Here is an 18,292-nt window from a genome sequence, read left to right as displayed (position 1 = left end):
CGTCAGGCGAATGCCAGCAGCGCACCCACGGCCACGAACAGGGTGCCGAACGTGCGGTTGAGGACGCGTTGCCCGCGCGGGCCGCTGGTGAACCGGCTGAAGGAACGTGCAGCGGCGGCGAAGAACAGCCACATCACCAGAACATCAATAACGACGACGGTTCCCGCCAGCACCCCGTACTGGCCGAAAAGCTCCTGCTCGGGCCGGATGAATTGGGGGACGAACGCGAGGAAAAACACGATCGCTTTGGGATTGAGCAGGTTCACCCAGAGGCCGCGGCGAAACATTGACGCAGCGCCCTCGGCGTGGAGCGTGGCCGCCTGCTCGGCTGGCACCAGGGGCTCAAAGAACTTCCGGATGCCCAGGTAAACCAGGTAAGCGGCACCGGCGTAGCGGATGATGCTGAATGCCAGCGGGGACCCGGCGACCAGGAGGCCAACCCCTGCCGCGACGACGCCGATGTGTACCAGCAGTGCCAGCTGCTGGCCGAGGATGCCCCACATGGAGCGGCGAAAGCCGACGGTGAGCGAGTTGCTCATAGTGTTGACGGCTCCCGCACCCGGGGTGAAACTGATGAGCGCCTGGGCGCCGACCAGCGCCAGCCAAATCGAAAGGGTCACTGGTTAATCTTAGGGGCCGCACGGAACCTTCAACGCCGCTTTCATTGCCGCGGAGGCATACAGGGTCTCATCCATGCTGCTGATGATCTTGCGAGGCCTTGGTCGAGAGCGAGCGTGGGCTCTGCCGGGGGAGTAGGGCTGTAGCCTCGTCAGCACTCAGCGGGCGGCGTGGCCCGCGCCAGTTCCTCCAGTACGTACTGAACGATCCCGGGAACGGCGTCGTTAACCATCCGCCACGTGGCTTCGAAGTCTGCCTGATCTCCGTACCACGGGTCGTAGATTCCGAGCTCGGAAACCGGTGTCCCGGCAGCGGCCGGATCGAATTCGCGAAGCATGCGCACCCGGCTCCGGCTCTCGGCGTCGGGCGCTTCCAGGCGGAGGTCCTCGTAGTGGTCAACATCGAGCGCGAGAATGAGGTTGCGCTCGCTGTACCACTCCGGGTCGAACTTCCTCGCACGGTGCGTATCGCTGACAAGCCCGAGTTCGGTGAGCTTCGCGGCCGCCCGCTCATCGATCGGGTTACCTGCTTCCCAGCCGGTGGTGCCGGCGGAATCCACCAGGACGTCATCGGCCAGACCAGCCTCCTCAAAGGCGCGGTTCAGCATAATTTCGGCCATGGGGGAACGACAGATATTGCCGGTGCAGACAGTGACGATCCTGTACATGAATCAATCCTAGGTACTGAAGCGGGACGGTCGCAGGGGACGTGCCGAAATCCTCGGCTAATCCTCTTCCAGCAGCGCCATCGCGGCGCTGTAACCACCGAGTCCGCTCACGCCGCCGCCGCGCCGTGACCCCGCTCCGCACAGCAGGACGCGCGTGTGATCCGTTGCGACACCCCACCGGCGAGCGGGCGTGTCCAGGGGTTCGTCGTCGTCCGCAAAGGGCCACGACAGCGGTCCGTGAAAGATGTTCCCGCCCGTCAGGCCCAACGTTTCCTCGAGATCGAGGGTGGTCTTGGTTTCAATGCAGGGCTCACCCGAGGGTCCGGCGAGGATGCAGTCCTCGATCGGCTCGGCCAGCACGCTGTTCAGCGACGCCAGCACAGCCTGCTGCAGCGCAGCGCGGCGAGCATCGTGGTCCCCTGAAGCGAGCAGCCGGTGAGGGGTCTGCAGGGAAAAGACGGTGAGTGTGTGCGCCCCCGCCTCCCGCAACTCCGGCGACAGGATCGAAGGATCCGCCAGCGAGTGACAGTAGATCTCGATCGGCAACGGGTCGGGTACCCGGCCGGCGGCCGCCTCGTCATAGGCCTTCTCCAGCTGCGGGTACGTCTCGTTGATATGGAACGTCCCGCCGAATGCCTGCTCGGGTTTCACATTCGGGTCGCGGAGCTGCGGAAGCCTGGACAGCAGCATGTTCACCTTCACCTGGGCGCCTTCAGCAACAGGGTGCGACGCCGGTGGGAAGCGTGAGGCATCCGGCCCGCCCATCAGCCGGCCCAGAGCGGCCGGCGTGACATTCGCGAGGACAAATTCGCCGCTCACCCGCTGAGGACCACCGCCTTCGCTGTAATACACAACCGGTGTTCCGCCGACTGTAGCTGCCACAGCGGTCACTTCCGCTTCCGTGCGGATCACCACGCCTGCTTCGCGCGCCGCCCGCTCCAGCTCTCCCGAGACCGCGCCCATTCCACCGACGGGCACATCCCAGTTCCCGGTGCCACCGCCGATCACGTGGTACAGGAGGCACTTGTTCTGCTGCAGATCCTCGTCGTGTGCCCGGGCGAAAGTGCTGATGAGCCCATCGGTCAGTAAGACCCCGCGCACCAGATCGCTGTCCACGCAGCGTTCGATCACCTCACCGACCGGCCGCTCGATGAAGTCTTCCCACACCGAGTCGTCGCCGACCAACGCGCGCGCCTCAGCCCGGCGCAGCAGCGGCTGCGTCACCGTCGGCCACAACTTTTCGCCGAGTATCGAAGTGCTCCGGTGGAAGGACGCGAATCCGCCGGTGTCGTTTTCAGCACCGATGCGTTCGAAGCTGGCGCGGGTCGCCTCGTCATCGGAGATATCGATGAGTAGCCCCACGTCAAAGCCGGGCAGCGGCGTATAGGAGGAGTACCGCCGTCGTACCAGTTGCAGGTCAAGATCGAGGTCCTCGATGATCTGCTGCGGCAGGAGGCTCACCAGGTAGGAGTAGCGGGACAGCCGGGCACCGGTGCCTGGAAACGCTTCGGCCGAGACCGCTGCGCCGCCCACCCGGTCCAGCCGTTCAAGGACCACCACGGACCGGCCGGCACGGGCCAGGTACGCTGCCGCAACCAGGCCGTTGTGGCCGCCACCGACCACCACGATGTCGAAATGCTCAGGATCGGTTGGCAGGGTCCGGCTCATCATCGCCTCACCCTACAACTTCACACGCGAACCGAATCGACAACTGTTTCACACACGGATGATGAGCTCCCCGCACGGAATGAGGAACCAGCCGTCGGGCGATTCACCCCAGCGCCGCCAACCGGCAGCCATCCGTTCCAGCGCGGCGCTGTCCGCCAGACCGCGCTCAAGCGTCTGCTCCGCGAAGCCCGAGCTCAGCACGCGCTCCGCCCAGGTCTCCGCGTGCCAGCGGCGGCGCTCCTGCGTGGCATACAACCAGTTCGACGACGATGCCTCCACCTCCGTCAGGCCCGCCTCGTGAGCCCAGGCAAGGAGGTGGCGGCCGGCGTCGGGCTCTGCCCTGTTGCTGCGGGCGAGCTGTTGGTAGGTTTCCATCCACTCGTCCAGCTCCGGAGCCGGCGGGTACCAGGCCATGGCGTGGAAGTCCGCATCACGGACGGCGATGATGCCGCCAGGGCGGGTGACGCGCTGCATCTCGCGTAGCGCCGCAACCGGGTCCGTGAGGTGCTGCAGCACCTGATGGGCGTGCACCACATCAACGGATTCGTCCTCAAGATCGAGGTCATACACATTGCCCGTGCGAAATGAGAGGTTCTCAATGCCGGCATAGGTGCGCGCCGCCAGAGCCACGACGCCCTCGGCCCGATCCATGCCGATCACCACTGCGGGGTCCAGCAGTGCGGCAAAATCGGCGGTAATGCTCCCCGGGCCGCAGCCGATATCGAGCAGGCGCATCCCGGAGGAAAGGTGTTCCAGCAAGTATCCGGCGGAATCCTGCGCCCGACGCATTGCATGGGCGCTCGTCACGCTGGCGTGGTGGCCATGGGAGTAGACCTCATCATTCATGACCGACAGGTTACTCCGGCGCGTCCTCCGACGCCTGACGGCGCGCGTTCACGGTGGCGTCCGTGACCTTGCGCATCATGGTGCTGAACAACTCGAGTTCTTCGGGGGCGAACCCGGAGAGGGCCTGTTCCACTTCACGCGCCAGGGGGATGAATAGCCGGGACCCGGTTTCGAGTGCCTTCTCCGTCATCTCGAGGTGTACCTGCCGCCGATCCACAGAACTCCGGGAGCGGCGGACGTGCCCCGCTTCATCGAGCCGGTCTATCAGCGCCGTGGTTGCCGGTGAACTCAGGTTCAGGGCGTGGCGGAGCATCCCGGGTGTCACGGTGGCGCCGGCTCGCGCAGCACCCATCATGATCCCCAGTGCGTTCAGATCCGTGCGGTGCAGGGAATCGCGGACGCTGACCGTATCCACGTAGCGGTCAGTCTCAACGGTGAACTGCTGAAGCAAAGCCAGTAGTTCACGTGATGCGGCGGCCATCTTCCTCCTGTTCATCTCCAAGATTAGAATACTGCGAATTATCTCGATGGTGGATATAGTAGGCAGCAGAGATACTCCAGGAAGGTTGCGCATGTTCAACAAGAAGTGGGTCCGGGTGTTCTTCCCGGCATTCATCGTGGTGCTGTGGTTCATCGGTGCCGGCTTCGGCGGTCCCACTTTCGGCAAGCTGGAGGAGGTTTCCAGTAACGATCAGGCGTCCTTCCTCCCGGCCAGCGCCGAATCGACGGAGGCCGGCGAGCTGCAGGCAGCGTTCACGGAATCCACCGCGGTGCCCGCGGTGATCGTGGTTGAGTCGGAGACCGAGATCCTTCCCCAGGAACTCCCGCTCTATGAGGAGTTGGCTGGTCAGCTGACTGAGGTGCCCGGCCTTGAGCCTGCCGCCGAGGGGCAGCCGGCTGTCATCGGTCCCATCCCCTCGGAGGATGGCCTTGCCATCCAATACATCGCCTCAGTGTCCGACGGCGCCGAGCTGGGTGAGGTGGTCATCGAACTCCGCGAGGTGCTTGAGGCGGAGCTTCCCGCGGGTACCGAGGGCTATGTCACCGGTCCGGCGGGCTTTACCGCTGACCTCGTCAGTGCATTCGGCGGAATTGACGGGATCCTCCTGGCTGTTGCCCTGGCAGCGGTGTTCGTGATCCTCCTGGCCGTGTACCGTGCGCTCATCCTGCCGTTCCTGGTGCTGTTCACCTCCGTCTTCGCGTTGGCAACCTCGATTCTGCTCGTCTACGCCTTCGCCCTGTGGGGCTGGATCGAGCTGAGCGGGCAGAGCCAGGGGATCCTGTCGATCCTGGTGATCGGCGCGGCAACGGACTACGCGCTGCTGCTGGTTGCCCGCTACCGTGAAGCACTCACCGAGTTCAGCTCTAAGTGGGATGCCATGAAAGTTGCTTACCGGGCCTCGGTCGAGCCGATCATCGCCTCCGGGGCCACGGTGATCCTCGCCCTGCTGTGCCTTCTCTTTTCCGATCTCAACTCGAACCGCAGCCTTGGTCCCATTGCCGCGATCGGCATTGTCTTCTCCCTGCTGGCCGCGCTGACCCTCCTGCCCGCCTTCCTCCTGCTTTTCGGGCGAAGCGCTTTCTGGCCGCTACGGCCGAAGGCCGGCACTCATCCGGCCGGTGTCCACGGCCGCAACGTCACCGGTCTGGAAGGACTGCGCGGCGTCTGGAAGCGGGTCGGTGGACTCATCTCACGGTCTTCCCGGCCTGTCTGGATCGTTTCCCTGCTGGTCCTCGTGGCAGGATCCCTCGGGCTGCTTCAACTTCAGGCTTCGGGTGTCCCGCAGTCCTCGCTGATCCTGACTCCGTCGAATGCGGTGGATGGTCAGGATGCACTGGCCCGCCACTTCAACGCCGGCGCCGGCAGCCCGGTGACCATCATCGCTCCCGAAGGGCAGGAAGACGGCGTGCTCGATGTCCTCGAAGCGCAGGAGGGCGTCGCTGAGGCGACCGTTGCCGCTGACCAGGCGGGCGACGTCGTCGTACGCGATGGAAATGTGCTGGTCAGGGCCACGCTTGACTACCAGGCTGACTCCGCAGAGGCCGAGGAGCTCGTCAAGCAGCTGCGCACCGATCTGGACACGGTGAGCGCGGACGTGCTGGTCGGTGGCGTGACCGCCGTCGCGCTGGATACCAACGAGACCGCCCAGGCAGACCTGACGAAGATCATCCCCATCGTCCTGGTGGTGATCCTGGTGGTCCTCATGCTGCTGCTGCGGTCCGTCCTGGCGCCGGTGCTGCTCATCGGTTCAGTGGTGTTGTCCTACGCCACTGCGCTCGGTGTCTCGGCGCTGGTGTTCAACAACCTGCTCGGGTTCGATGGCGCGGACGCGTCGGTTCCGCTGTTCGGCTTCGTGTTCCTGGTCGCGCTCGGCGTCGATTACAACATCTTCCTGATGACCCGGGTACGGGAAGAGTCACTGCGCATCGGAACACGGCCTGGAATTCTCCGCGGGCTGGGTGTGACGGGCGGGGTCATCACCTCCGCGGGCGTAGTGCTGGCTGCAACCTTTGCGGCCCTGGGCGTCATCCCGATCCTGTTCCTCGCGCAGATCGCCTTCATAGTGGCATTCGGCGTGCTGCTCGACACGGTGATTGTGCGTTCACTGCTGGTTCCGGCGCTCGCGTACGACATCGGACCGAAAATCTGGTGGCCTTCCAAGCTGGCACAGCACGACGGCGGCACCCACCCAGACCGGCAGTCTGAAACTGAGCAGGAAGGGCGGAAAGAGCCGGCTCACCGGGCGTAGCTGCGGCGGTTGGCGGGCGCAACCTGCACAAATTCTCATTGGTATTGCGGTTGCTACCGGCGAGTAGCTAGCGTCTGTGCGATGCCCGCTCCCGCCCGGGGAGCGTCGATGATACGAAGAGGTTTCACCATGCCGCACCGCCTGTCGACAATCTTTGCCACCGCCGCCCTGCTAGGCGGAAGCCTCGCCGGGGCAGCTCCCGCCGCTGCCGACACCGAGGACATTTCGCCGCCCGGTGCCAACAACTGGTCCTGCACGCCGAGCGAGGAGCACCCTCATCCCGTCATCCTGGTGCCGGGAACTTTCGAGAGCATGGTGAAGAACTGGTCCACGCTCTCCCCGGTGCTGGCCGGACAGGGGTACTGCGTATTCGCCCTTAACTACGGCACCACGAACGGTATTGACGCCACGGGCCCCGTGGCCGATTCCGCAGCGGAACTTGGCTCGTTCGTCGACGCCGTTCTCGCCGCCACCGGAGCCCGGAAAGTTGACCTGGTGGGACACAGCCAGGGCGGCATGATGCCGCGCTATTACATCGGCTTCCTGGGCGGGGCGAAGAAGGTCAACCACCTGGTGGGAATTGCGCCCTCGAACCATGGCACCGAGGGAGTCCTGGTGCCGGCAGGCGAGGACGCGCCCCTCACTACGTCGGATACCAGCTTTCTCTGCCAGGCCTGCGCAGATCAGGAGGCAGGTTCGCCGTTCCTCACCGAACTCAATTCGATTGGCGACACGGTCAGTGGGCCGTCCTATACGGTCATCAGCACCAGATATGACGAGGTCGTGACGCCCTACACGAGCCAATTCCTGGCGGGCCCTGCACGGCAGGTCACGAACATCACCATTCAGGACAAGTGCGCCCTTGACCTGATCGAGCACGACCAGGCACCGAACGATCCGGTAGTGCACAGGCTCGTGACCCATGCCCTCGCCCAGGACGGCCCGGCGGACGCCAAGTTCCAGCCACGCTGCCTCTGACCGTTTGCAGCTGGCTGCAGATGCCCGAGACTGCAGTGCAGGATTCTAGTTGAGTGTTCCTGACTCAACTTCAAATTGACATCCGTGGCGAGCGGAGTACAGTTGAGTGCAGAACGCTCAATCTGGGCGGAATCCCGAATTTCTGGTTGATGGCCACAAGGCCGCCGACTCGCTGAAAGGAAATACGCATGTCACGTGCAGTAGGTATTGACCTCGGAACCACCAACTCCGTCGTTTCCGTGCTCGAAGGTGGCGAGCCCACCGTCATCGCCAACGCAGAAGGCGCCCGCACCACTCCGTCCATCGTCGCTTTCTCCAAGAGTGGAGAGGTCCTGGTCGGCGAGATCGCCAAGCGCCAGGCAGTCAACAACATCGACCGCACCATCGCCTCCGTCAAGCGCCACATGGGAACGGACTGGACCAAGCAGGTTGATGACAAGACTTACACTCCGCAGGAAATCTCCGCGCGCATTCTGCAGAAGCTGAAGACTGACGCCGAGAGCTACCTGGGCGAGAAGGTGACCGACGCCGTCGTCACCGTTCCGGCCTACTTCAATGACGCTGAGCGTCAGGCCACCAAGGAGGCCGGCGAGATCGCGGGCCTGAACGTCCTGCGCATCGTGAACGAGCCCACGGCTGCCGCGCTCGCCTACGGCCTGGACAAGGGCAAGGAAGATGAGCTCATCCTGGTCTTCGACCTCGGTGGCGGAACGTTCGACGTGTCCCTCCTCGAAGTCGGCAAGGACGAGGATGAGTTCTCGACCATCCAGGTGCGCGCAACTTCCGGTGACAACCGCCTCGGCGGCGATGACTGGGATCAGCGCGTCGTCGACTTCCTGCTTGCGCAGGCAAAGGCAAAGGGTGCAGACCTGTCCAAGGACAAGATCGCGCTGCAGCGCCTCAAGGAAGCCGCTGAGCAGGCCAAGAAGGAACTGTCATCCGCCAGCTCGACCAACATCTCCCTCCAGTACCTGTCCGTCACCCCTGACGGCCCGGTTCACCTGGACGAACACCTGAGCCGTGCCAAGTTCCAGGACCTCACCAAGGACCTGCTCGATCGCACCAAGAAGCCGTTCAACGACGTCATCAAGGAAGCCGGCATCAAGGTAGCCGACATCGATCACATCGTGCTTGTCGGTGGCTCCACCCGTATGCCTGCCGTTTCTGAACTGGTCAAGGAGCTTGCCGGAGGCAAGGAGCCCAACAAGGGCGTCAACCCGGACGAGGTCGTCGCAGTCGGCGCAGCACTGCAGGCAGGTGTGCTGAAGGGCGAGCGCAAGGACGTACTCCTTATTGACGTCACCCCGTTGTCCCTCGGCATCGAGACCAAGGGCGGCGTGATGACCCACCTGATTGAGCGCAACACGGCCATCCCCACCAAGCGAAGCGAGACCTTCACCACCGCGGATGACAACCAGCCGTCCGTGGCCATCCAGGTCTTCCAGGGCGAGCGCGAGTTCACCCGCGACAACAAGCCGCTGGGTACCTTCGAGCTCACCGGCATTGCCCCTGCGCCGCGCGGCGTACCGCAGGTCGAGGTGACCTTCGACATCGATGCCAACGGCATTGTGCACGTATCCGCCAAGGACAAGGGCACCGGCACTGAGCAGTCGATGACCATCACCGGTGGTTCCTCGCTCTCCAAGGAAGACATCGACCGCATGGTCCGTGACGCCGAGGAGCACGCTGCCGAAGACAAGCAGCGCCGTGCGGCAGCTGATACCCGTAACGGTGCCGAGCAGCTGGCCTACTCGACCGACAAGCTCATTGCCGATAACTCGGACAAGCTGCCGGAAGAGGTCAAGACGGAGGTTCAGGCTGACGTCGACGCCCTCAAGAAGGCCCTGGAAACCCAGGACAATGATGATGAGGTGAAGGCCGCCTTCGAGAAGCTCCAGGCATCGCAGAGCAAGCTGGGCGAAGCCATCTACGCCCAGGCACAGCAGGAAGGCGCCACCGGTCCCGGTGCTGCCCCAAGCGGTGAGCCGGGCGAAGACGGCACCAAGGCTGACGATGAGGACATCGTAGACGCCGAGGTTGTTGACGAAGACGAGAAGAAGTAGCCATGCCTCACCACGGAAACGAAGAAGAGCATCAGGAGCCGGTCAGCTTCCGGGACAACCGGAAGATCGACCCGGAAACCGGCCAGGTCCGTGGGCAGCAGGATGCCGGCGGGACCGCCGGCTCGGATGACACTGGTTCGGCGCCCTCAGCGGGTGCCGGTCAGGAGTCCGAAGCCCCGACCGACGGCCCTGCAGACGGCCAGGACGCATTGGCCCAGGCGGAAGTCATCCTCAACGAGGCCGGTGGCGGCGAAGAGGTTCCGGCTGCTTCCACCGATGTTGAGGCCGAGCTCCGGAACGACTTCCTGCGGCTGCAGGCGGAGTACGTCAACTACCGCAAGCGCGTGGAGCGTGACCGGGACGTCGCGCGGGACATGGCAGTGATCGGCGTGTTGAATTCGCTGATGCCGGTTCTCGACGACATTGACGCAGCCCGGCAGCACGGCGACCTCGCGGACGGTCCTTTCGCAGCAATCTCCACCAAGCTGGAGAACGCGCTGAAGACCTACGGTCTGTCCCGCATCGATGAGACCGGTGTGGAGTTCGACCCGAACATCCACGAAGCCCTCATCCAGCAGCCCAGCGCCGAGGTCCAGTTCGACAGCGTCAGCCAGATCCTGCGCGTGGGTTACAAGAAAAATGACCGCGTCCTGCGTGCCGCCCAGGTGATCGTCGCAGTTCCGGAGTAGCTGAGCGCGTCCTTTCCCTCCGACCGGGGGCAACGAAATTCCGAGACTCGCAGAGCTCGCTTCGGAATATTAAAGCCCCCTTCCTCGGAGGGAAAGGACGCAACGCTTCCACGAACAGGCAACTTAGAGAGTTATAGAGAGGAGGGGTCAGATGGCCAGTCAGGACTGGGTCGACAAGGACTTCTACAAGATTCTTGGTGTGCCCAAGGACGCCTCCGACGCCGACATCAAGAAGGCTTACCGGAAGCTCGCGCGGAAGCACCACCCGGACCAGAACCAAAGCACCGGGGGCTCTGACAAGATGTTCAAGGACATTTCCGAGGCCTACTCGGTGCTGTCCGACGCTGAGGAACGCCAGCAGTATGACGCGATCCGCGCCATGGGAAGCGGCGCCCGATTCACCGCAGGGGGCCCCGGTGGCCCAGCCGGCGGCGCAGGCTTCGATGACGTCTTCGGGAACCTCTTCGGCCAGTCCGCGGGGCGTCAACGCAGCGGCGGCTTCGGCGGCGGCAGTAACCTGCCACCGGAGTTCGCTGACCTGTTCGGGGGCGCAGGCGGCTACTCGTCCGGCGGCGGTTTTCCGGGCTACCAGACGCCGCCCCGCAAGGGCGCGGACCGCACCGCCAGCACCAGCATCTCCTTCGCAGGGTCAATCCGCGGGACCACCATCGGCCTGCGTGAACCATCGGGCGAAGTCATCGACGTGCGCATTCCAGCCGGCATCCGCGACGGCCAGAAAGTGCGTGTGCGCGGCAAGGGTCAGCCGGGAGCCGCAGGCAACGGGGACCTCATGGTCACCGTCAATGTGAAACCGCATTCCTTCTTCCAGCGCGACGGCGACAACATCCGTGTACACGTGCCGGTCACGTTCCCGGAAGCGACCCTCGGAGCGCAGGTGGAGGTGCCCACCCTGGACGGCGAGAAGGTCACGGTGAAAGTCCCGGCAGGCACTCCCTCGGGAAGGACCCTGCGCGTGAAGGGCCGCGGAGTAAAGACGTCGAAGGCAACCGGCGACCTCCTGGTGACAATTGACATCGTTGTTCCACAAAATCTGAACAAAGACGCCGCAGCCGCAGTGGAGGCCTTCTCGAACGCCACGAAAGACGCTGATCCACGGGTCAATCTTGCCGAGAAGGCGCGGCTCTAAGGTGTGGGAGAGCTAGCCAGCGAAAGGGGAGCGACACATGCCTGTTGACATCAATATGCCCATCTATGTCATCTCCGTTGCGGCGGAGTTGGCGGACATGCATCCCCAGACGCTGCGTCAATACGACAGGTTGGGCCTCGTGATTCCCAGCAGGGCGCCGGGGCGTGCCCGGCGCTACTCACAGCGTGACGTCAATGTCCTGCGTGAGGTGCAGCGGCTCTCCCAGGAAGGCGTTTCGCTCGAGGGCATCAGGCGCATCCTGGAGTTGGAGAACCAGGTCCTGGCACTCCAGCACCGGGTGAGTGAACTCACGGACGAACTCGCCCAGCGCCGGAAGTCCGAGGCCACCCGTGTTTTCGCTGCCGGTCTCGCGGGCGACGTGGTTACCCTCGCCCGCGGGCAGCGTCCCCGCCCGCGCAGCCAGGCACTGATGATCTGGCGCGGCGAGCCAACCCGCTGACCGCTCCGGTGCTTCCCACGTGGCGCAACCTGCAATTCCACGGCACACTTAGATACATGCCTGAATCAGAGTTCGTTGACGCCGCGGAATTCCTGCTGGAGGGTGTTCTCCAGCTTCTCCTCTTCGGGGGTGCCGTCCTGGGAATCCTCGCGATTGGCGCTGCAACCGGAACCTGGTTGATTGTGCGCCGCATCCGTCGCTCAGGAATTCTCCGTCGCCGGATCGAGCGCGGCTCCAGCCGGCTGCGTTCCTTTTCCACGGACGCTTCGGCGCGGGAGCTCGCAAGGCTCCGGCTCCAGCTGGAGCGTTCCACTGGCGCCACGCGCCGTTCAGTTGCCGCCGCCATCGCGCAAGGGTCTCCGACGGGTGATCTGGCGGCAACGGCGGATGACCTCACGCGCGCCGAGGCAGTACTCTGCGAACGCATAGCACTTGCTGAGCGTGAACCTAACCGCGCGCTGCGCGAGGACCTCGCGAACAGCATCGGAGAGCAGGTCAACTCCCTGTGCGAACTGTCGGCCCAGCTGCGCCGTACCTTGCTGGAGGTACACCAGGAAACCGGCAGCAGGCAGCTGGAGCGGGCCACCTCCCGCCTCACCATGGAGATCGGCGCGCTGAAGACCTGGAACGCCGCCTACGGCACCGGCACCCGGCGGGCCTAGCGCCAGTGTCCGTCCGACGCCGCATCTCACGCATCATCGCCTCACGCCGAAACGCCGTTGAACCGGGCGATCCCATCACCGCCCTCGGCGAATCGCAGCGCCAACAGGAAGAGAACCTCGACCGCGCGCGCCGCAGCGTCGCTGACCTCGCCGCAGTCCGCCATCGCGTGGATACCCTTGCCCGGCAAGCAGCTGCAGATCTCGATGCGTGCAACCGGGAAGCGGAACGGGCTGTCGCGAACAACAATGACGACGCCGCCCGGTCAGCCCTGCGCCGCGCCCTGGAAATCCAGAAGAGACTCGAGACACTGACCCGCCAACGCGACGACGTCGATCAGCAGTTCCGCTCGCTGGAGTCAGACCTGTACTGGCTTGAAACCTCCCTGCAGGACAACGCGGTGCGCTACGAATCCCTGAAGGCTCAGCACGGTGCAACCCAGGCAGCGCTGGACGTTCGGGGAGCAGTCTCGTCCTCCGCAGGCAACAGTATGGAAACCGCCCGCGCTGCCCGCGAGGCGGAGCAGGAAGCCCGGCGGCTGAGGCACCTGCAGGCTGCGCAGGAAGAACTCGCCTGGTCAGACCCAACTTCCGGGAAGCTCGAAGACGCCTTCGGTGAGCTGGAAGCACGCGAAGCTGCCGAGCAGGAACTCCGCCAGCTGAAGGGTCGGGTGCAGGGAAACCGTCCAAGTTCCGCCTGACAGCCCGGGCACTTCAGGGGGAACCGTCAGGGCCGGTTGTTAGGCTCAGGCAATGGATGATCTCAATGGCAACGGAATCAGCGGCAAACAGTTCCTGGTGGTCGGCGCAACGGGTGAGCTCGGCTCGCGCATCGCGGGGGAGCTGAGCTCCAGGGGAGCTGAACTGACGCTCAGCGGCAGGGACCAGGAGAAACTCGGTGCGCTCGCTGGCCGGCTTGGCGCCCAGTGCATCGCCGCTGACCTCACGCTGCCGGGCGGTCCGGCCGGCATCGTCGATGCGCTTGACGGCCAACCGCTGGACGGCGTGGTGTACGCCGCCGGTGTGGTTGCGTTCGGCGCCTTGGCGGAGCTCGACGACGACACCCTGGATGAGCTGCTCCTCACCAACTTCGTAGGCTATGCCCGGCTTCTGCGGGCAGTGCTTCCGCGCCTGGAGAAGGGCGGGCAGGTGGTTCAGATCAGCGCCGTCGTCGCCGATAGTCCCACCGCAGGAATGGCGGCGTACTCGGCCAGCAAAGCAGCCCTGAGTGCCTTCGGGAAGGCAGCCGCTCTCGAACTGCGCCGCAGCGGTGTCCGTGTGCTGGACGTGCGGCCACCCCATACCGAGACCGGCCTCGCTACCCGTCCAATCGATGGCCAGGCACCCCGCCTGCCGCAGGGCAAGGACCCGGATGCGGTTGCGCGGCGGATTGTGGATGCGATGGCTGCGGGGGAGCGGGACCTGCCGTCGTCGTCGTTCGACTGAGCGGAGGGACAGGAACGCGAAGGGGTCAGCGGAAGCGGCGGCCCTGATCGCGCCGCGCAGCCCAGAGCGCTGCCGCTCCCAGTACCAGCAGCCACGCCAGCAGGCAGACGACGGTGGTCGAGTGCAGCCCCTCACCGGTGAGCGCGAAGACGGACAGGTCCCGTGCGGCACGCGAGGGGAGGAACAGCGAAAGCGTGTTGAGCCACTCAGGGAACATCAGCGGTGGGAGCATCATGCCGCCCGCAAAGGCCAGTGGGAAGAACACCACCTGCGTCACCGCAACGGCTACCTTCGAGGTGCACAGGTGCCCGATGAACAGCCCAAGCGCCAGGAACGGCAGCCCGCACAGCAGCCACACCGCTACAGCGAAGGGAACGCGCCACCAGGGCAGGTCGCCGCTGGTGAAGGCGTCCGGTGCGGAGGTGAGCAAGGCGCCCAGAATCAGGACCGGCAGCAGCGACATGAACGCAAACAGCATTCCGGTCACCGCTCTCCCCAGGATTCCAGGCAGCGCTCCCACCGGGAGTGAGCGGACATAGCTGCTCCACGGGTTGGCGCGGTCCTCCGCCACTCCGACTCCGTAGTTGAACAGGAACGCGCTCATCACACCGAACACGCCAAGCTGCGCTATCGATTCCAGCGAGGCCATCGGATCGGCAGTCACCGCCGGCTGCGGCACCACGAAAAACATCAGCACCAGTGCCGGAAATACCACCGAGGAGATCACCGCGACCGGAATGCGCAGCTGCTCAAGGAGCTGTGCTTTCGTATGCGTGCGGATCAGTGAAAGCTGGGACGGCGCAGTGTGTGCCGTCGCGGTGTTGTGACGAGCCGCGGCGTCAGGTCCTGTGACGGTGCTCATTGCTGCTCCTTGGCGGTGAGGGAAAGGAAGGCTTCTTCGAGGGTTGCCCCATGGACCTCAAGCTGTGAGAACGGCAACCCGTCCTGAACCAGCTGCCGGACTGTGGCGTCGGCGTCCTGGGTTACCACGGTGGTGCGTCCGGTGTCAGCGACCGTGACGTCCACCGTGCCCGGGAGGCACAGGAACGACGACGCGGGCAGGTCCGTTAGGAAGGACACCTTGCTGACTGCCACCCGGCTGCGGATGTCATCCACCGTTCCGTCAGCAATGACCGTGCCCCGGTCGATCACCACTACCCGGCTGGAGAGGGCCTGAATCTCCTCGAGGTAATGGCTGGTGATGAGCAGCGTGCCGCCGGAACTGCGGTAAGTGCGAAGTTGGCTCCACAGCGTCTCGCGTGCGTCCACGTCCAGACCGGTGGTTGGTTCATCGAGGATGACCAATTCCGGCCTTCCCACAAGTGCCAGCGCTACCAGCAGGCGCCGCTGCTGGCCGCCGGAGAGGCCGCCGCACTGCTTCCGTTCCGCCTCCACCAGCCCAAAATCCTTCAGCAGCTGTGCGGACGGAATGGGGTCCGGGTAATGTCGTGCGACAAACTGCACGGCTTCATGGACTGTCAGGTTCTGCGGAACCGCAGTGGCCTGCGGAGTGATGCCGAGCCGTAAGCGCGTGCGGGGATGGGAAGGGTTCTCTCCGAATAGCCGGACGGTTCCCGAGTCAGGCCGCCGGAGCCCTGACAGCAGCCCGATCAGGGTTGACTTGCCGGCACCGTTCGGGCCAAGAAGCCCCACAGATTCGCCAGGGTGGATCTGCAGGCTCACTCCGGTGAGCGCAGCGGTCCTTCCGAAGGATTTGGTGACTGCCTCCGCAGAGGCGAGCGGCGCCGTCGTAGTCGGATGGCGCTGTACCAGTGCTGCTGGTGAGGTCATGACTTCTCCGTAAGTTCGGTGGTGAGGAGTTGATGTAGTGCCAGGCGGTAGGCGGCGTAGGCGGCGGTCCCCGCCGGGGTGATGGCCACGTAGGTTGCCGGGGTGCGGCCCTCGATGGTCTTGGAAACGGTGATATAGCCGGCGTCTTCGAGCTTGCGCAGATGGGTTGAGAGATTGCCGGCCGTCATGTCGAGGATCTTCTGCAGCTTGGTGAAGGCGATGCGGTTGCGCTCGCCGACTTCGTTCAGCGTGGTGATGGCCCGCAACCGCGACTCGGCATGGATCACGGGGTCGAGCTCAGGCATGCGTCGGCCTCCGGCGCTGACGGAGCGCCTGTACTACGGCCCCCACAAAGAAGCCGCCGGAACCGAAAATGAAGAACACGGTGAGGAAATGTTCCGGTCCGGCGATGATCGACGCGATATCCACCACGAGGAACCAGACGCCCATGACCACCTGCACCACGTCGTTGAATGTGGTGCCACCCGTGATGTACAGCAGGCCGACAATCAGGATGGCGATGCCATTGATGAGCATCCCCCGGAGCCAGAAGTCGTCCACTGCCATCCCGATCGTGCCGCTCAATGCCCCCATGACTATGAACCCCAAAATCCAGGCGAGCGCATAGAAGCCTCCCGTGAAGCGTGAGTGCCCGCGGATACCCCGGCCTTGACGGCCGAAAATCACGATGGTCACCGCTACACCGGCGGCAACGAGCAAGCCGAAGAGCGTGAGCGCGGTTTCGGGTTCGAGAGGAATCCAGCCGTTGCGGGAGCCATGCAGGGTGCCGAACCCGCTGAGCCAGGTGAGGGCCCACAGGAGATACACCCACGCACCGTTGCCACGCAGTTCCCGTCGTGCACGCCTTTCTGCGGCCTCAACTACGTTGAGCGCGGCGTTCAGGTCCAGGGGGCGTTCGTCGTCGGCCTGGTGTGCGCCGTCACTGAGCTTCTTTCGCGAGTTCACGCAAACTACTTTGCGGCACAAACCTGTTTGTCGCAAGAGGCAAGGTGCAATTCACCGTCACAGGATGCAGGCGAAGGGGTAGGTCTGGATACGCTTCCTCCTATGGCGATTGAACCGGATACCAAAGACTGGACCTGGGTGCTCGAGCGTCCCTGCCCCCAGTGCGGCTTCGACGCGTCGGACTATCCGTCCGAAAGCATCGCGGGAAAACACAGGCTGGACCTGCCGCGGTGGCGGAAGGCGCTTGGCAGGGCTGACGTGCGGGACCGCCCGGATGAGTGCACCTGGTCAACGCTTGAGTATGCTGCGCACGTCCGGGACGTTTACGTGCTGTTCACCGAGCGCACGGAGCTGATGCTGTCGCAGGAGGATCCAATTTTCGACGATTGGGACCAGGACCGCACGGCTCAGGAGAAGAACTACGCGGCGGAGGATCCGGGCCGCGTAGCCGACGAGCTGGCGGCAGCCGGGGAAACCTATGCGGCGCTGCTGGACTCGGTCGGGGACTGGAGCCGGGTTGGACGCCGCAGCAACGGCTCGCGCTTCACCGTGGAAACCCTTGCCCAGTACGGGCTGCACGACGTCGTCCATCACCTTTCCGACGTCCGCGCCTGACGCAGCGCTACCGGACCCGGCGGTACGCCAGGTCGAAGATCGAGCGGCCAGCGTCGTGGGCCTTGTTCTCGAAGCTCGTCAGGATGCGGCCATCGAACCGCGGCGCCCAGCCGCCGATCGAGTCTTCGCCTTCCTGGGCGGAAGCCGTCCCGGCTGGTTCGCGCCCCTCGCGGCGGGGCGTTCCGCCGACCTCGTGCTCTACACCGCTGGCCCAGATCTGGGTGAGCGGGCTGTCGGAGCCGGCGCGTTCGCCGTCGTGCAGGTTCTCGAAAAGCGGTGAGTCATCGGCGGCCGCGCGCATCTGCACTGCGTAGTCGGACCAGTCGGTTGCGAGGCGCAGAATGCCGCCCGGTGACAGCACACGGCCGGCGAGCGCAACAAAGGAGTCTTTCACCAGCCGGCGCTTGTGATGGCGGGTCTTGTGCCAGGGGTCCGGGAAAAACACCCACAGTTCAGCAACCGAGGCCGGGCGGATCATGGTGGCCAGAGCCTCTGCCGCGTTCACCTGCGCAACGCGGACGTTGGTGAGCCCGCCCTGATCGATGCGCAGCAGGGTCTGGGCGAGCCCCGGCTTGTAAACCTCGAGCGCTAGAAAGTTGCGGTCGGGATCGGCCGTCGCGGCGGCCGCCACCGCTTCTCCGAGTCCTGACCCGACCTCCACCACCAGCGGGGCGTCGCGGCCAAAGGAGGCAGCGGCGTCGTACTCCCAGGCAGGATCCACGGACGTGTCCGCTGCAGTGTTCCGGGGCACATCCACCACCAGGCCCTCGGACAGTTCAGCCCAGGCATCACGACGGCGGCCCTGCAGGCGGGAGCCTCGGCGGACGAAGGAGACCGGTTGGGTGGAGAAGGGCTGGGGTTCAGGGCGCGTGCTCATCGGTACAAGCGTAACGAGGCCCGCAAAGCCGGCGATGCCGCTGGATGGTTCC

20 protein-coding genes are annotated in these 18,292 nt (G+C 64.7%); 10 read left to right on the top strand and 10 right to left on the bottom strand.

Features of this window, described 5'->3' with window-relative positions; translation table 11 throughout:
- Nucleotides 1–2: 2 nt before the first annotated feature.
- From ABFX19_RS02530 to ABFX19_RS02510, 5 genes are all read right to left on the bottom strand, one after another.
- Nucleotides 3–620 (bottom strand): LysE family transporter, encoded by a 618-nt coding sequence (locus ABFX19_RS02530; protein ID WP_346027346.1) that lies wholly within the window; start codon nt 618–620, stop codon nt 3–5.
- Between the two features lie 149 nt (nt 621–769).
- Nucleotides 770–1,285, bottom strand: coding sequence for a low molecular weight protein-tyrosine-phosphatase (locus ABFX19_RS02525; RefSeq protein ID WP_346027345.1), 516 nt, complete (start codon nt 1,283–1,285; stop codon nt 770–772).
- Between the two features lie 57 nt (nt 1,286–1,342).
- On the bottom strand, nt 1,343–2,956 hold the full coding sequence (locus ABFX19_RS02520) for a phytoene desaturase family protein (RefSeq protein ID WP_346027344.1): 1,614 nt from the start codon (nt 2,954–2,956) through the stop codon (nt 1,343–1,345).
- 45 nt (nt 2,957–3,001) lie between these two features.
- Nucleotides 3,002–3,799 (bottom strand): methyltransferase domain-containing protein, encoded by a 798-nt coding sequence (locus tag ABFX19_RS02515; protein WP_346027343.1) that lies wholly within the window; start codon nt 3,797–3,799, stop codon nt 3,002–3,004.
- 10 nt (nt 3,800–3,809) lie between these two features.
- Nucleotides 3,810–4,280 carry a MarR family transcriptional regulator gene (locus ABFX19_RS02510; RefSeq protein WP_082565801.1) on the bottom strand — a complete coding sequence of 157 codons (471 nt, stop codon included), beginning with the start codon at nt 4,278–4,280 and terminating at the stop codon, nt 3,810–3,812.
- A gap of 91 nt (nt 4,281–4,371) precedes the next feature.
- On the opposite strand from ABFX19_RS02510, the gene ABFX19_RS02505 reads away from it, so the two are divergent.
- The 9 genes from ABFX19_RS02505 to ABFX19_RS02465 all read left to right on the top strand — a co-directional run bounded on the left by ABFX19_RS02505 (nt 4,372) and on the right by ABFX19_RS02465 (nt 13,991).
- Nucleotides 4,372–6,549, top strand: a complete 2,178-nt coding sequence (locus ABFX19_RS02505) for an MMPL family transporter (RefSeq protein WP_277357367.1) — start codon at nt 4,372–4,374, stop codon at nt 6,547–6,549.
- Nucleotides 6,550–6,678: 129 nt separating this feature from the next.
- Complete coding sequence (locus tag ABFX19_RS02500) at nt 6,679–7,527, top strand: alpha/beta fold hydrolase (protein WP_056543327.1); 849 nt, start codon at nt 6,679–6,681, stop codon at nt 7,525–7,527.
- Nucleotides 7,528–7,715: 188 nt separating this feature from the next.
- Nucleotides 7,716–9,590 (top strand): molecular chaperone DnaK, encoded by a 1,875-nt coding sequence (dnaK, locus tag ABFX19_RS02495; protein ID WP_056543330.1) that lies wholly within the window; start codon nt 7,716–7,718, stop codon nt 9,588–9,590.
- Nucleotides 9,591–9,592: 2 nt separating this feature from the next.
- A complete protein-coding gene (locus ABFX19_RS02490) occupies nt 9,593–10,279 on the top strand; it encodes a nucleotide exchange factor GrpE (RefSeq protein ID WP_056543333.1) in 687 nt (228 codons plus the stop codon).
- Between the two features lie 151 nt (nt 10,280–10,430).
- The gene (locus ABFX19_RS02485) at nt 10,431–11,426 is read left to right on the top strand and encodes a DnaJ C-terminal domain-containing protein (protein WP_277357366.1); all 996 of its coding nucleotides are present in this window, start codon (nt 10,431–10,433) and stop codon (nt 11,424–11,426) included.
- 37 nt (nt 11,427–11,463) lie between these two features.
- Nucleotides 11,464–11,886, top strand: coding sequence for a heat shock protein transcriptional repressor HspR (locus ABFX19_RS02480; protein ID WP_277357365.1), 423 nt, complete (start codon nt 11,464–11,466; stop codon nt 11,884–11,886).
- A 56-nt stretch (nt 11,887–11,942) separates the two neighbouring features.
- On the top strand, nt 11,943–12,548 hold the full coding sequence (locus ABFX19_RS02475) for a hypothetical protein (protein ID WP_277357364.1): 606 nt from the start codon (nt 11,943–11,945) through the stop codon (nt 12,546–12,548).
- Nucleotides 12,549–12,553: 5 nt separating this feature from the next.
- Nucleotides 12,554–13,246, top strand: a complete 693-nt coding sequence (locus tag ABFX19_RS02470) for a PspA/IM30 family protein (protein WP_346027342.1) — start codon at nt 12,554–12,556, stop codon at nt 13,244–13,246.
- A 52-nt stretch (nt 13,247–13,298) separates the two neighbouring features.
- Nucleotides 13,299–13,991, top strand: a complete 693-nt coding sequence (locus ABFX19_RS02465; RefSeq protein ID WP_346027341.1) for an SDR family NAD(P)-dependent oxidoreductase — start codon at nt 13,299–13,301, stop codon at nt 13,989–13,991.
- 25 nt (nt 13,992–14,016) lie between these two features.
- Here ABFX19_RS02465 and ABFX19_RS02460 read toward each other — a convergent pair whose 3' ends face one another.
- Genes ABFX19_RS02460 through ABFX19_RS02445 form a run of 4 tightly spaced genes read right to left on the bottom strand, consistent with a single transcriptional unit; the run spans nt 14,017 to nt 16,748 of the window.
- Nucleotides 14,017–14,853: an ABC transporter permease gene (locus tag ABFX19_RS02460; RefSeq protein ID WP_277357361.1), complete on the bottom strand. Its 837-nt coding sequence runs from the start codon at nt 14,851–14,853 to the stop codon at nt 14,017–14,019.
- Nucleotides 14,850–15,782 (bottom strand): ABC transporter ATP-binding protein, encoded by a 933-nt coding sequence (locus ABFX19_RS02455; RefSeq protein WP_277357360.1) that lies wholly within the window; start codon nt 15,780–15,782, stop codon nt 14,850–14,852. Before ABFX19_RS02455 ends, ABFX19_RS02460 begins: the two co-directional genes overlap by 4 nt.
- Nucleotides 15,779–16,087, bottom strand: a complete 309-nt coding sequence (locus ABFX19_RS02450) for a transcriptional regulator (protein WP_204532227.1) — start codon at nt 16,085–16,087, stop codon at nt 15,779–15,781. Before ABFX19_RS02450 ends, ABFX19_RS02455 begins: the two co-directional genes overlap by 4 nt.
- Entirely contained in the window at nt 16,080–16,748 is a 669-nt protein-coding gene (locus ABFX19_RS02445; protein ID WP_277357359.1) for a hypothetical protein, read from the bottom strand. Before ABFX19_RS02445 ends, ABFX19_RS02450 begins: the two co-directional genes overlap by 8 nt.
- A gap of 102 nt (nt 16,749–16,850) precedes the next feature.
- Here ABFX19_RS02445 and ABFX19_RS02440 point away from each other — a divergent pair, with 102 nt between their 5' ends.
- Nucleotides 16,851–17,363, top strand: a complete 513-nt coding sequence (locus tag ABFX19_RS02440) for a DinB family protein (RefSeq protein ID WP_346027340.1) — start codon at nt 16,851–16,853, stop codon at nt 17,361–17,363.
- 7 nt (nt 17,364–17,370) lie between these two features.
- Here the strand turns inward: ABFX19_RS02440 and trmB are convergent, their stop codons facing one another.
- On the bottom strand, nt 17,371–18,240 hold the full coding sequence (gene trmB, locus ABFX19_RS02435; RefSeq protein ID WP_277357357.1) for a tRNA (guanosine(46)-N7)-methyltransferase TrmB: 870 nt from the start codon (nt 18,238–18,240) through the stop codon (nt 17,371–17,373).
- Nucleotides 18,241–18,292 lie beyond the last annotated feature (52 nt).

Source organism: Arthrobacter parietis (assembly GCF_039530425.1).
Classification (GTDB): domain Bacteria; phylum Actinomycetota; class Actinomycetes; order Actinomycetales; family Micrococcaceae; genus Arthrobacter_D; species Arthrobacter_D parietis.
The sequence above is the reverse complement of the archived record's forward strand: the minus strand, read 5'-3'. Positions and strand labels throughout refer to the sequence as shown.